Raw genomic sequence first — 13,000 nt, 5'->3', positions numbered from 1 at the left:
CCACCGGGGTCCCGAGCTCGCCGGCCGCCTTCTCCACCTCGTCGGGCGTGGAGCAGACGATCCCCCGGGGCACCGGCACCCCGTACTTCTGCAAGACCTGCTTCGCCTGGAATTCGTGAATGTTCATCGTCCCTCCTCAAGAACTCGTCCGACGGGTCCGACGCGTCGGACCGGTTAGACCAAGGCGTCCTATCTCATCGTTCCCACGTAGCACGCGGTGAGCTGGCGCTGGCGCACGTCGTCGGTGGTGTAGTCGGGGAGCAGCATGGGGGAGATGCGGGTGCGCTCGACGCCCGCGGCCTCCAGCTCCCGGATGTAGTCGCGCACGTGGTCGAGCTTGGGCTCCCCCAGGTCGCCTCCCAGGCTCTTCACGTAGGCGGCGGCGTTCACGCCGGCCCGCCGGCCGAAGACCAGGATGTCGAGGAGCGAGTTGCCCATGAGGCGGTTCTCGCCGTGGACGCCGCCGGTGGTCTCCCCGGCGGCGTAGAGGCCGGGCACGCCGGTCTCGGCGTTCTGGTCGATCTTGATGCCCCCGTTCTGGTAGTGGAGCGTCGGGTAGATGAGCATCGGCTCCGTGCGGATGTCGATGCCGTAACGGATGAACTGCATGTACTTGGCGGGGAGCTCCCGCTCCACCGAGCCGGGGCCCTCGAGCTCTTCGATCATGGGGGAGTCGAGCCACACGCCGAGCCGCCCCACCGGGGTGCGGATCCCGAGGCCCCGCTCGGCGCACTCCCGGATGATGGCCGCGCTCTCCACGTCGCGGGGCTCGCGCTCGAAGACGAACTGCTCGCCCTTGATGTTGAGCAGGTTCGCCCCCAGGCCCCGCACCTTCTCGGTGATGAGGAGGCCCACGTTCTGCTCCGGGTAGGCCGCGCCGGTGGGGTGGTACTGGGTGGAGTGCAGAAAATCCATGGGCACGCCCGCCCGGTAGGCCAGCACGAGGCCGTCGGCCGTGGCGCCGTAGTGGTTGGTGCAGGCAAAGCCCTGGATGTGGAGCCGCCCGTTGCCGCCCGTGGCCAGCACCACCGCCCTGGAGCGGACCACGAAGTACTCCTCGGTCTCGAGGTTGTACATGAGGGCGCCGCAGGCCCGGCCCTTGGCGTCCTTGAGGATCTCCACCGCCGCCGAGAACTCCATGATCTCGATGTCGTCGCGCCGATTCCGGGCCTCGTCGCGCACGACCCGCATGATCTCCGACCCGGTCATGTCCCCGGCGGAGTGCATGCGCTTGCGGCTCGTGCCGCCCCCGTGGCGCACGAGCATCCGGCCGTCGGGGCGCTTGTCGAACATCATCCCGAGCTTCTCGAGCCAGGCGATGACGAGCGGCGCGTCCCGGGTGAGCGCCGCCAGAAGATAGGGACGGTTGGTGAAGTGGCCGCCCCCCAGGGTATCGATGAAGTGGAAGTAGGGGCTGTCCACTTCGTGGTCGGCGCCCTGGATGCCGCCCTCGGCCATGACCGTGTTGGCGTCGCCGTGGCGAAGCTTCGTCGCCAGGATCACCTTGGCCCCGTTCTCCGCTGCGAGCAGCGCCGCCGCGGTGCCTCCCCCGCCGCCGCCCACCACCAGGACGTCGGTCGTGTAGGTGGGCAGGACCGAGCAGTCCACCTGGTCGGGGTGGAGCCGGGGGTACGCCTCGAAGAGGTCGACGATCTCCTCGGGGTACACGTCGCCCTTGTTGGGCCCGAGCTTCACGGCCCGGCGGCCCTCGTCCATGTAGTCCGGGTGGAACTTCTTGAGCACGTCCGCCCGCTCGTCCAGCGTCATGGGCGTGAAGTACTCGCCCCGGCGCGTCCTCTCGATGCGCTCCGCGCGGGTGGCCTCCACCCGCTTGATCAGCTCTTTCATCTCCGGCGTGTAGCCCATGTCCGTCTCCTATTGCCTATCGCGTCGGGCTTGGCAGCCCCTATATCCTGGGGTTCTGCACGTTGCTCGTTGCATGTTGCGCGTTGGAAACCCATACGACCCGCAACGTGCAACACGCAACCTACAGGTAGGTCTTGTCCTTCGGCTCCCAGTTCTTGGAGTCCAGGGGCTCGGGCTCGCGGGCCACGTAGAGCTTGCGGAGCTCGTCCTCGGGCTTGCCGGCGAGCTCTTCGAGCATCTTGTCGTAGCGGCCGGCGAGGATCTGCTCCACCCGGCTCTCCAGGTGGGTGGCCCGGGGCAGGATGTAGCGGCCGTGGAGCCGGCGGCAGAGCTGGGCAACGTGGTAGTGGGCGATCTGGGCCGGGCACCGGGCCGAGCACAGCCCGCACTGGATGCAGTCGAAGCTCACTTTCGCGGCCCGGGCCACGTCGCCCCGCATGCCCGCGTTAATGTACTCCATGACGTCGATCTCCATGGGGCACGCCCGGGTGCAGGTGTTGCACCCCACGCACTTCATCACCTCGGGGTAGAGCATGCCCACCGCGTCGCCGATCTGGGAGAGCTCCTCCAGGTCGTACACGGCCTTGTTGGCGGGGAAGAAGGGGAGCTGGGCCAGCACCATGTTCTCTTCGATCACGGTCTGGCAGGCGAGCCCGAAGTGGAGCTGGTAGTCCCCCTGCACCCGCCACACGGTGGGGCACGCGCCGCAGATGCCGCCTCGGCACCCGCAGGCCCGGATGAACTGGTAGCCGGCGTACTCGATGGCCTTCTGGATCGTCAGCGTCTCGGGGAGCATGTACTTCTTCCCCATGACGTACACCGGGATCATCTTCGCCCCCTCGGGCAGGATCGTCCGGTCGCCGCTGGCGATGGTGTGGTGCTTCTTGGCAGCTTCCGCGGTCATTTGGGTGACCTCCTCAATCTCTCTGCGTGTTGCGGGTTGCCCGTTGCTCGTTGGAGAACGGCCCCGTCGCATCTCCCGACGACCCATCAATGTCTGCTCGTTGCGGGTTGCCCGTTGCTCGTTGGAAAACGGCCCCGTCGGGTCTTCCAACGCGCAACCCGCAACAGGCAACGCGCCCCTCAGTTAAAAGCCCCCGACTCCTCCTCCAGCTCGTCCTCCCGGAAGACCGTGAGCGGGATGGGGTCTTCGAGGCTGCGGCCGGGCTCGTACTCGAGCATGCCCTGGACCCCATGGGCGACGCTGCGGAAGAGGGTCGCCACCGGCAGCCCCATGGGGCAGGCCGTGTCGCACAGGCCGCAGCCGATGCAGGAGCTCGCCATGTGGTTCAGGCGCGTCAGGTGGAAGAGGGTGGTCTCCGCCGGCATCTTCTGGGCGCCCTTGCGCTCGGCCCACCGGGCGTAGAGCTCGCCCGGGTGGTCGAAGGTGGGGGTCTTGAAGATGCACAGCTTGCAGTAGCAGATGGGGCAGTTCTCCATGCAGTTGTAGCAGCGGATGCAGGTGGCGAAGGCCTTCTTGAGCCCCTCGAGGCCCTTCGCGTCCGCCTGGAAGGAGGCAAACAGGGCGTCCCGGGCCTTCGTCCGCGCGGCCACGAGATCGGCCACCACCTTCCCCCGGGCTTCGACCCCGCCTCCGTCGAAGGCCAGGAGCCCGGCCTTCTCCAGGGCCGCGGCAAGCTCGTCTTCCGCCTCCACCCCCAGGGCCTCGCCTGCCGCTGCCCCGAAGGCGTGGAGGCGCAGGTGGCCCCACTCGGCCGAGGGGTGCTCGCACACGGTGCATGCCGTCCGGAAGGGCAGGCCGTCGCCCGCCGGTGCTCCCGCTGCCATGGCCTCCAGGAGCTCGGCGCCCACGGCCGCGGCGTCCTTGCCCGAGTCGTGGAAGGCCTTGAGCTCGAAGGTGCCCGGGCAGTCCACGGTGACGAAGGTGAGGTTGCCGGGGGTGATCTGCTTGAGCTTGATGAGCTCCACCGCCGCCCGGGCCTCGCAGGGCCGCAGCACCACCGCCACCCGGCGGCCGGGATCGGTGAAGGTGAGCTGCTGTACCGCGCGTCCCCCCTGCACCGGCATCACCGGAGACCAGGGGTTGGCGCCCGCCAGGAGCTCGGGCCGGGCAAAGAGGCTGAGCATCGTGGTCCCTGCCCCGGTCCGGGCGGGCACGAGCACCTCGTCCACCACCCCTTTTTTGAGGAGGCCCGCGAGGAGCGCCTCCACCGCCTGGAGCGGGGCGCCGTTGGTCTTGAGAAGGCCTTTCTTCATCGGTTCACCCTTGAAGAACGTGACGCGTGACCCGTGACGCGTGACGTAAAACCCAACTACGATCCGTCACCCGTCACCCGTCACCCGTCACCGTTACACATCCCCCGTCACACGTCCCAATGCTGCTTGAACTCGCTGGGGCCCATCTTGCGGATGGCGCCGGTCATCTCGGTGACGGTCTCGGCAAAGAGCCGCCCTTCGCTCGCGCTGATCCACCGCAGCCAGATCCGCTCCTCGGGGATGCCGAGCTGGGAGAGGACGTTCCGGAGGATCGCCACCCGCCGCCGGGCCTTGAAGTTGCCCGACTGGTAGTGGCAGTCCCCGGGGTGGCACCCGCCGATGAGCACCCCGTCGGCCCCGTCCATGAGGGCCTTCAGCGCATAGACGACGTCCATGCCGCCGGAACACATGAGGTGCACCACCCGGATGTTCGACGGGTACTGCTGCCGGGTCGTTCCCGCCAGATCCGCCCCGGTGTACGTGCACCAGTGGCACAGGAACGCCACGATGCGGGGTTCGAAGTTGGTAAGCGCCTTTGCTGCTTCTGCCATGGAACCTTCCCTCTCGTAGGAGCGGGCTTGCCCGCGAACCGCTCCGGTCTTCTCAGGTGTACCTATCGTTCGCGACCAAGGCCGCTCCTACACGCGCGAACCGTTGTCCGTTGGAACGTCATCGGACCCGTCATCCCCAACGGACCACGGACAACGGACCACGGACGCTGGGCGTCAGCCCAGCAATTCATCCAATCCCATCAGCACCTGCTTCGGGGCCGACCCATACTGCTGGGCGGCCTTGTTGGGGCAGGCCATGGTGCAGGCGCCGCAGGCTTCGCACAGGAGCGGGTCCACCACCGCCACCTGCTTGTCCGCCAGGTCGAGGCTCCGGGCGCCGTAGGGGCACACGTCGACGCACACCCCGCACCGGGAGCAGATCTTCTCCACCACGTAGGAGGCCTTCTCCAGGGAGCGGCGCGCCCCCCGGGCCAGCAGCGCCGAGCACCGGGCCGCGGCGGCGCCGGCCTGGACGAGGCTCTCCTCGATGTGCTTGGGGGCGTGGCACAGGCCTGCCATGTACACGCCCTTCCTCGCGAAGTCGGTGATGGCGGCCTTCGGGTTCTTTTCCACGAAGAAGCCGTGGGCGTCCGTCTCGACGCCGTAGAGCGCCCCGAGCCGCCGGTTGCCCTCGGCGTCGGGGGCCATGCCCGCGGAAAGGACCACCCAGTCGGGAGTCTCCGTGACCTCCCGGCCCAGCCCGGGGTCGGTGTAGCGAACCACCACTGCATCGCCCCGGACCTCTACCGCCGGCCTTCGGGCCAGGTCGAAGGGCACGAAGGCGACCCCCTTGTCGCGTGCCTCCCGGTACCGGTGCTCGAAGGCGCCGTAGGTCCGGAGATCCCGGTAGAGCACCATCACCTCGGCCTCGGGGTTGCCCTCGACGAGCTTGAGGGCGTTCTTCACCGCGTGGGTGCAGCAGACCCGGGAGCAGTAGGGCCGAAGCCCCTCCCCTTCCTCCCGGGACTCCACGCACTGGATCATCACGACCTTGCCGCCCGGGAGCGCCCCCTCGGCGAGCTTCTGCTCCAGTTCCTTCTGGGTGAGCACCCGGGGGCTCTCGCCGTAGCCGTAGCTATGGGGTTTGACCTCGCTCGCCCCCGTGGCCAGGGCCACGGCGCCGTGGAGCACCTCCACCGGGCCTTCCTTGGTCTCGACCTGGGTGCGGAAGGCCCCGAGCCGGCCCTGGGCCGAACCCACCCGCGCCCCGGTGTAGACTCGCACATTGGGGTGGGCCCTGGCCCGGGCCTCCAGGGCCTGGAGAAGCTCGCCCGGCGCCCCGCCCTTCACGGTGAAGCGCGCGGTGCGCAGGTTGCCGCCCAGGGTCGCTTCCTTCTCCACCAGGTGCACAGGGTGCCCGAGCTCCGCCAGGCGAAGCGCCGCCCCGAGGCCCGAGGCCCCGCCCCCCACCACCAGCGCGGTGCGCTCCACGGTCTCCCGCACCACCGGCGCGAAGCCTCCGTACCAGGCCTCCTTCACCGCCTGGGCCAGGAGCGCGCGAGCCCCGGCTTCCCCGGAACCCTTGCCCAGGGGGTTCTCCAGGCACGCCTCCCGCAGGTTCGCCACCGTGAGGACGCCCGGGTGCACGCCCATGTGGCGGAACATGTGGGTGTAGAGCTTCTCCACGATCCGGTAGGAGCAGGCGGCGAGCACCACCCGGTTGGGCTCCCTCTCGCCAAAGACCCGCCGGATCTCGTCCATGCCGGCCTTGGAGCAGGCGTGGGACGCGGTGTGGACGAAGGCCACTCCGGGCAGGGCCTTGGCCGCCTGGGCCAGGGCCCCGAAGTCGGCCTTCTGCTCGTTGAACCCCTCGCAGATGCACAGGAACACGCCGACCTTCGGCGCCTCGGCCCGGAAATCCGCGGGGGTTGGCATGTCGGGCTCCCCGGCGTCTGCGGCCGGGGCGAGGTCGATGGCCGCGAGGCCCGCTGCACAGGCACCCTCCGCCGTGCTCTCGGGGATGTCCTTGGGGTCGCGAAACGCGCCGCAGGAGTAAACGCCCGGCACGTTGGTCTCGCAGGGGGCAAACTCGGGCCCGCCGGAGAATCCGCCCTCGGCCAGGTCCACCCCGAAGGCAACGGCGAGCCTTCGGGTCTCGTCGGTCTCGCAGAAGCCCGAGGAGAGCACCACGAGGTCGTGCTTCGCCTCGGCGGCCCTGCCCGCTTCGTCCGCGATCTGGAGCAGGAGCTCCCGGGTCCCGGGCACCTGCCGGATCACCGAGGGGATGGCCCGCACGAATCGGATGCCCATGGCTTCTGCCCGGCGCAGGTAGGCCTCGTAGTCCTTCCCGAAGGTGCGAAGGTCCATGTAGTAGACCGTGACATCGAGATCGGGACAGCGTTCCTTCGCGAAGAAGGCTTGCTTCAGGGCGAACATGCAGCAGACGGACGAGCAGTGCCCCTGGCCGAGTTCGGCGTCGCGGCTGCCCACGCACTGGACAAACGCCAGGCTCTTCGGTGCAGCGCCGCTGGAGGGGCGCACGGGCCGGCCGCTCGAGGGGCTTCCGGTCGAGAGCATGCGCTCGAAGCGCACGGCGGAGAGGACGTCGGGGTAGCGCCCGAAGCCGTACTCCTCCTTGCGGCTCGTGGGGAAGACGTCGGCCCCGGGGGCAAGCACCACCGAGGCGGCCTCGATCTCGTGGTCCACCGGCCGGGCGTCGAGGTCGATGGCGCCCGGGTCGCAGGCCTCCACGCACTTGCCGCACCGGGTACAGGAGTCGGGGTCCACCACGTAGGCCTTGGCGACGGCCTTGGGGTAGTACTTGAAGATCGCCTTTCGCTTTTCGAGCCCGTCCCCGAACTCACGGGTCACCTCCACCGGGCAGACCTCTTCGCAGGCGCCGCAGTCGGTGCACTTGTCCGGGTCCACACAGGACGCCTTCTGGGCCGCCACGACCCGGAAGGCGCCCGCCTGCCCCTCCACCGAGACCACCGAGGTGTAGGGCAGGATCTCCACGTTCTCGTGGAGCTCGCACTGCACGAAGGGGCAGTAGGTCGGCGTGTCGCACGCCATGAAGCACACGCCGCAGGACTGGGTCGGGAACTGATTGTCGAGCAGCGGGAAGAAGCCGCCGATGGCGGGCCGCTTGTCGACCAGCACCACCCGGTGCCCCCGCTCCGCGAGCAGGAGCGATGCCTGCATGCCCGCCAGGCCGCCGCCGACCACCAGGGCTGTGTTCTTGGGATCCGTGTTCACTTGCATCGCTCTTTCTGGCTGCTCCGTGCTCACCGGTAAACCTCGCGCCTGTGCCCCACCCGGATGATCTCGATGGTCAGCAACGAGGACTGCACGCTGTACACGATGCGATAGCCGCCAACCCTCAGCCGATACGTGTGCTCAGCGCTGGCGAGTTTCCGCACGCCCTCCGGAAACGGATCGTCGGCCAGCCGCTCCGCGCGCTCGAGGACGCGACGAAGAACGTCCTTGGGCAGAACCCTGAGCTCCCTCAGCGCCGAACGCTTCCAGCGGACGCTAGAGGAGGCCATCCCGCTTGAGCTGTTCCATCACTTCTTCGTGACTCAGCGTAGGCTCGTCCCTCCGCTCAGCCACGACCGCCAGATCCTCCAGGTCCTCCAAGAGTTCCTGGTAGTCGGCCAGGGGCAGGATCACCCCCACCCGCTCGCCCTTCTCATCCGTCACGTACTGGGGCTGGCGCCGTGCTTCCGCCATGACCTCGCTCACCGAAACAGCTTCGAGGGGTCCACGATGTGCTTCTTCCACCACTTCTCGCGGCCGGGGAGCTGGAGGGCTTCCCCCAGGACCTCGGTGATGTAGAGAATGGGGAAGTTCATCCCGCTCTGGCGCATGTCCAGGTTGATCTGGCACAGGCCGCAGGAGACGACGATGGCGTCGGCGCCGGCCTCCCGGGCCTGGGTCACGAGCCGGGTGCAGAGCGCCTGGGCCCGGTCGCCGTGGCCGAAGGCGAGATCCGCCCCGCAGCAGTCCACCTTGTAGGACCAGTCGAGCGCCGTGGCCCCCACCGCCTCGCAGGCCGCCTCGAGCACCGTGGGGTTCTCGAAGGAACTGCGCCCGGTCACCCGCTGGGGCCGCACGAGCTGGCACCCGTAGTAGGCCACCACCTTGAGGCCCGCAAGCGGCTTCTTCACCCGGCTCCTAAGATGGTCGATCACCCCCGGCCGCTCCAGCCAGTCCACCAGGGAGAGCACCTCCACCCTTCCCTGCCACGCGAAGTCCAAGACCCGGGAGAGCCGGTCCGCGTCCGCGCCCCCATCCTCGAAGGCCGTCTTGGCCTTTTTCACGTTGTTGTAGCAGCCCGCGCAGGGGATGACGAGGTCCTTGCCCGCCGCTTGGGCGATGGCGAGGTTGCGGGCCGGAAGCCCCAGGCCCACGAAGTGGTTCACGTTGTGGGCCGAGGCCCCGCCGCAGCAGTTCCAGTCCTCGATCTCCGTAAGGCCGTAGCCCAGCGCCTCGAACACCCCCACCGTCGAAGCGTTGAACTCCCAGCCCGTGGAGTGGGCGGTGCAGCCCGGGTAATAGCTGAATTCCATGCTCATCCTCTGCACCGCCGGCTCTCAGCCCCGCCGGCGCCGCGCTCCAACGTGCAACGCGCAACGAGCAACGCGCGCCTCACAGCTTCAACCCCGACTCATCGAAGATCCTCGCCACCTGGGCCTTGCCCTTCACCGAGGAGGGCATCAGCGGGATCTTCCCCTTGGCGAAGAGCTTCGCGCCCCCGAGGGCCTCGCCCACGAAACCCTTCTGGAGGAACATCTTGCTCTTCCACATGAACTCCGCGAGCATCGTGGCCTCGTGGACCCGGCCGAAGCGCCTGGCGCTGCCCACGAAGGCCCGGTGAAAGGCGATCACCGCGGGCTCGGGGAGCGGCCGGCCCTCCTCCACCGCGAGGCAGCGCAGGGCGTCCATGATGGGGGAGAGGTAGATGCCGTTGGGGCACCGGGTGCCGCAGGTCTCGCAGGTGACGCACATCCAGATGGCCTTCGAGCCCAGGAGCTCTTCCTTCATGCCCTTCTGGACCATCCGGACCACGCCGTGGTTGGGCCACTCGAACCAGCAGACCGTGGGGCAGCCCCCCGTGCACTTCTTGCACTGGTAGCAGCGGGAGAGGTTCTGCCCGCTCTTCTCTTGGATCTCTTTGGCAAAAGGATGCATGGTGCTCCTTTGAACTCCTGTCGGACGCGTCCGACAAACCCTTGCTACCCGCAGGCGGCCTCGCCCTCGGGCTCGGTGAAGATCTCGATCTCGCCGATCACCTGCACGGGGCTGTCGTTCTTGAGCTGACAGGCCTTGTTGGGGCACACCGCCACGCAAGCGCCGCAGCCCTGGCACAGCGCCTCGTTCACCCGGCTCATGCGCACCCGCTCGTCGAGCTCCCGGGCACCGTAGGGGCAGATGGGCACGCACAGGCCGCAGGCGGAGCAGATGTCGGGGTCGACCCGGGCCACCAGGGGGTCCTGGGCGAGCTCCTCGTTGGCGAAGAGGCTCTGCACCTTGGAGGCCGTGGCCAGGGCCTGGGCCACCGAGTCGGTGATGTCCTTTGGGTACTGGCCGGCGCCCGCCAGGTACACGCCCCGGGTGGAGCTCTCCACGGGCCGCAGCTTGATGTGGCTCTCCTGGAAGAACCCGTTCTGGTCGACGCTGGCCCGAAACAGGCTCGCCACCTCCTCGTACCCCGGAGAGGGCTCCACGGCCATGGCGAGCACCACGAGATCCGCCGTGAGCTCGAGCTTCTCGTTGGTGAGGGTGTCGGCGGTCCACAGGGCCAGCCGGTCGCCCTCGCGCCACACCTTGGAGACGCGCCCCCGGATGTACACCAGACCGCCGTCCTCGATGTTTCGCTGGCAGTACTCCTCGGTCCCCTTGCAGTCGGTGCGGATGTCCATGTAGGAGATCACCGCCCGGCCCCCGGGGTTTCGCTCCTGGAAGAGCCGCGCCTGCTTCGAGGTGTAGAGGCAGCAGATGCGCGAGCAGTAGGGCTTGTGGTTCTCCGGGTCGCGGCTCCCTGAGCACTGGATGAAGACCACGTCCCGCACGGGTCTGCCGTCCGAGGGCCGGCGCACCGGCTCTCCCGAGGCGAAGCTCTGGCGCAGGAGGTCCTCGAAGGCCAGGGAGTCGACGACATCGGGTACCGCGCCGCCCCCGTACTCCGCCATGGCCTCCACCGGGTAGAGGCGGTAGCCCGTGGCCACGACGATGGCGCCCACGGTCTCGCTCACCGGGTCGGCAGGGGGTCCGCCGTTGTCCTTGGCGATCTTCACCTCGAAGTTGCCCACGTAGCCCGTGACTTCGGTCACCCGGCTCGCGGGGTAGAGGCGGATGTTAGGGTGGTTCTGCACCGCGTCCACCCGGGGGGTCAGGATGTCCCGGGCGTCCTCGTGGTAGGGGAAGGTCTTGGAGAGCCGCCGGGCGTTGCCCCCGAGCTCCGCCTCCCGCTCCACCACCACGGTTTCGTACCCGGCATCGGCCAGGTCGAGCGCCGCGCAGAGACCCGCGATGCCGGCGCCCACCACCAGGGCCCGCTTGGTGAGCGGCACCCGGATCGCCTCCAGCGACGCGTTCTTCCGGACCTTTTCCATGGTGGCCCGGATGATGTTGAACGCCTTGCGGGTGGCGGCGCCCTTGTCGCGCTGGTGCACCCAGGAGCACTGCTCCCGCACGTTGGCGATCTCCACCAGGAAGGGATTGAGCCCCACGCTGGCCGCGGCCTTCCGGAAGGTGTTCTCGTGCATCCGGGGCGAGCACGACGCGACGATCAGGCGGTCGATGCCCTTTTCGCGGATGGCGTTCTTGATGCGGTCCTGCCCGGGGTCCGAGCACATGTACATGTAGTTCTCGGCGTGCACCACATCGGAAATCTTGCGCAGATCTTCCACGAGGCGATGCACGTCCACCGTGCCCGCGATGTTCGACCCGCACCAGCAAATGAAGACGCCGATTCGATTCATGGGATACCCGTGAAGCGTGAAGCGTTAAGCGTCAAGCGGAACCGTCTCACGTCTGACGTCTCACGCTTTACGCGGCCTCGCGGCGCAGCCGCGAGAGGAAGACCTGCACCTTGCTCGCCGCGGCCGAGGCGTGGGCCACGGTGTCGGCGATGTCGCGGGGGCCCTGGCAGGTGCCGGCCACCACGATCCCTTCCCGTCCGGTCTCCACCGAGCGCACCTTGTAGTGGGCCTCCTGGAAGAACCCGTTCTCGTCTAGGGGTACGCCCAACACCCGGGCGAGCTCGGCCTGCTCGGGGTTGGGCACCGCCGCCATGGCCAGCACCACCAGGTCGGTGCGCACCTCGACGGGCTGCCCCGAGAGGGTGTCGGTACCCCACACCACCACCTTGTCGCCGTCGCGGAAGATCTTGGAGACCCGGCCCCGCACGTAGACCAGGCCCTCCTCCTCGGTGGACTGCTGGAGGAACTCCTCGTAGCCCTTCCCGGTGCAGCGCAGGTCCATGTAGAACAGCGTCGCCCGGCCGTGGTGCTCCTTGTGCTTGTAGAGGCGGGCGTGCTTGGCCGAGTACATGCAGCAGATGCGGCTGCAGTAGGGCTTGTGGTTCTCCGGGTCGCGGCTCCCCACGCACTGGATGAAGACGATGTCCTCCGGGACCTTGCCGTCCGAGGGCCGCAGCACCCGGCCTGCCGTGGGGCCCGAGGCCGAGCACAGGCGCTCCATGGCGAAGCCGTCGATCACGTCGGGGACCGTGCCGTACCCGTACTCGCCCATGGCCGACATGGGGTAGAGCTCGAAGCCCGTGGCCACCACCACCGCCGCCACGTCTTCCTCGACGACGGTCTCCTCCTGGTCGTACACGATGGCGCCCACGGGGCAGATCTTGGCGCAGACCCCGCACTTGCCATACAGGAGGTAGCGGCAGTGGTCCTCGTCGATGATGGGCTTGTTGGGGACGGCCTGGGGCGAGAGGGTGTAGATGGCCTTCTTGGCCCCGACACCGCGCTCGAAGAAGTTGGTGGGCACCTTGGTGGGGCACTTTTCCTGGCAGGCTCCGCAGCCGGTGCACTTGGTCCAGTCCACGTAGGACTTCTTGCGCCGGATTCGCGCGCGGTACGCCCCGGGCTCCCCATCGAGCCCCACCACCTCGCTATGTGTATAGAGCTGGATGTTGCGGTGCTGGCCCGTCTCCACCGTGCGGGGGGTCAGCGTGCACTGGGCACAGTCGAGCGTGGGGAAGGTCTCGGAGAGCTGGAGCATCCGACCGCCCACGCTGGGAAGCCGCTCCACCATCACCACCTGGTGCCCGGCGTCCCCCAGGTCCACCGCCGCGGTGATCCCGGCGATGCCGCCGCCGATCACCAGGACGCGCTGCTTGTCGTTGCTATCGAACATCAGCTTCTCTCGGTCCCCCGTAGGGCGGGGCTTGCCCCGCCGTCAGATCT

The 13,000-nt window shown here is 68.5% G+C and carries 12 protein-coding genes; all 12 read right to left on the bottom strand.

Going from position 1 to position 13,000, the window contains the following annotated elements:
• Positions 1–127, bottom strand: a 127-nt coding sequence (locus tag AB1578_16500) for an ATP-grasp domain-containing protein (GenBank protein ID MEW6489504.1), incomplete at its 3' end; no start/stop codon positions are given.
• 62 nt (positions 128–189) lie between these two features.
• The gene (locus tag AB1578_16495) at positions 190–1,866 is read right to left on the bottom strand and encodes an FAD-binding protein (GenBank protein ID MEW6489503.1); all 1,677 of its coding nucleotides are present in this window, start codon (positions 1,864–1,866) and stop codon (positions 190–192) included.
• Positions 1,867–1,987: 121 nt separating this feature from the next.
• A complete protein-coding gene (locus AB1578_16490; GenBank protein ID MEW6489502.1) occupies positions 1,988–2,770 on the bottom strand; it encodes a 4Fe-4S dicluster domain-containing protein in 783 nt (260 codons plus the stop codon).
• A gap of 179 nt (positions 2,771–2,949) precedes the next feature.
• The gene (locus tag AB1578_16485) at positions 2,950–4,083 is read right to left on the bottom strand and encodes a 4Fe-4S dicluster domain-containing protein (GenBank protein MEW6489501.1); all 1,134 of its coding nucleotides are present in this window, start codon (positions 4,081–4,083) and stop codon (positions 2,950–2,952) included.
• A gap of 107 nt (positions 4,084–4,190) precedes the next feature.
• Positions 4,191–4,634 carry a hydrogenase iron-sulfur subunit gene (locus AB1578_16480; protein ID MEW6489500.1) on the bottom strand — a complete coding sequence of 148 codons (444 nt, stop codon included), beginning with the start codon at positions 4,632–4,634 and terminating at the stop codon, positions 4,191–4,193.
• A gap of 174 nt (positions 4,635–4,808) precedes the next feature.
• Positions 4,809–7,829 carry a 4Fe-4S binding protein gene (locus AB1578_16475; GenBank protein ID MEW6489499.1) on the bottom strand — a complete coding sequence of 1,007 codons (3,021 nt, stop codon included), beginning with the start codon at positions 7,827–7,829 and terminating at the stop codon, positions 4,809–4,811.
• Positions 7,830–7,858: 29 nt separating this feature from the next.
• Positions 7,859–8,119, bottom strand: coding sequence for a type II toxin-antitoxin system RelE/ParE family toxin (locus AB1578_16470; protein ID MEW6489498.1), 261 nt, complete (start codon positions 8,117–8,119; stop codon positions 7,859–7,861).
• Positions 8,106–8,315 carry a hypothetical protein gene (locus AB1578_16465; protein ID MEW6489497.1) on the bottom strand — a complete coding sequence of 70 codons (210 nt, stop codon included), beginning with the start codon at positions 8,313–8,315 and terminating at the stop codon, positions 8,106–8,108. The genes AB1578_16470 and AB1578_16465 overlap by 14 nt, the downstream gene beginning before the upstream one ends.
• Positions 8,312–9,142 carry a CoB--CoM heterodisulfide reductase iron-sulfur subunit B family protein gene (locus tag AB1578_16460; protein ID MEW6489496.1) on the bottom strand — a complete coding sequence of 277 codons (831 nt, stop codon included), beginning with the start codon at positions 9,140–9,142 and terminating at the stop codon, positions 8,312–8,314. Before AB1578_16460 ends, AB1578_16465 begins: the two co-directional genes overlap by 4 nt.
• 79 nt (positions 9,143–9,221) lie before the next feature.
• On the bottom strand, positions 9,222–9,764 hold the full coding sequence (locus AB1578_16455) for a 4Fe-4S dicluster domain-containing protein (protein MEW6489495.1): 543 nt from the start codon (positions 9,762–9,764) through the stop codon (positions 9,222–9,224).
• Positions 9,765–9,808: 44 nt separating this feature from the next.
• On the bottom strand, positions 9,809–11,557 hold the full coding sequence (locus tag AB1578_16450) for a CoB--CoM heterodisulfide reductase iron-sulfur subunit A family protein (GenBank protein ID MEW6489494.1): 1,749 nt from the start codon (positions 11,555–11,557) through the stop codon (positions 9,809–9,811).
• Between the two features lie 67 nt (positions 11,558–11,624).
• Positions 11,625–12,950, bottom strand: a complete 1,326-nt coding sequence (locus tag AB1578_16445; protein ID MEW6489493.1) for a CoB--CoM heterodisulfide reductase iron-sulfur subunit A family protein — start codon at positions 12,948–12,950, stop codon at positions 11,625–11,627.
• Positions 12,951–13,000: the final 50 nt, after the last annotated feature.

Source organism: Thermodesulfobacteriota bacterium (assembly GCA_040756475.1).
Classification (GTDB): Bacteria; Desulfobacterota; Deferrisomatia; order Deferrisomatales; family JACRMM01; genus JBFLZB01.
Note: the sequence above shows the minus strand (reverse complement) of the source record. Positions and strands in the feature narration are given on the sequence as shown.

Excerpts from the sequence above, each read along its gene's own strand:
- AB1578_16485 (MEW6489501.1), bottom strand. The coding sequence starts at position 4,083 with ATGAAGAAAGGCCTTCTCAAGACCAACGGCGCCCCGCTCCAGGCGGTG.
- AB1578_16445 (MEW6489493.1), bottom strand. The coding sequence starts at position 12,950 with ATGTTCGATAGCAACGACAAGCAGCGCGTCCTGGTGATCGGCGGCGGC.
- AB1578_16460 (MEW6489496.1), bottom strand. The coding sequence starts at position 9,142 with ATGGAATTCAGCTATTACCCGGGCTGCACCGCCCACTCCACGGGCTGG.
- AB1578_16450 (MEW6489494.1), bottom strand. The coding sequence starts at position 11,557 with ATGAATCGAATCGGCGTCTTCATTTGCTGGTGCGGGTCGAACATCGCG.
- AB1578_16495 (MEW6489503.1), bottom strand. The coding sequence starts at position 1,866 with ATGGGCTACACGCCGGAGATGAAAGAGCTGATCAAGCGGGTGGAGGCC.
- AB1578_16455 (MEW6489495.1), bottom strand. The coding sequence starts at position 9,764 with ATGCATCCTTTTGCCAAAGAGATCCAAGAGAAGAGCGGGCAGAACCTC.
- AB1578_16490 (MEW6489502.1), bottom strand. The coding sequence starts at position 2,770 with ATGACCGCGGAAGCTGCCAAGAAGCACCACACCATCGCCAGCGGCGAC.
- AB1578_16470 (MEW6489498.1), bottom strand. The coding sequence starts at position 8,119 with ATGGCCTCCTCTAGCGTCCGCTGGAAGCGTTCGGCGCTGAGGGAGCTC.
- AB1578_16480 (MEW6489500.1), bottom strand. The coding sequence starts at position 4,634 with ATGGCAGAAGCAGCAAAGGCGCTTACCAACTTCGAACCCCGCATCGTG.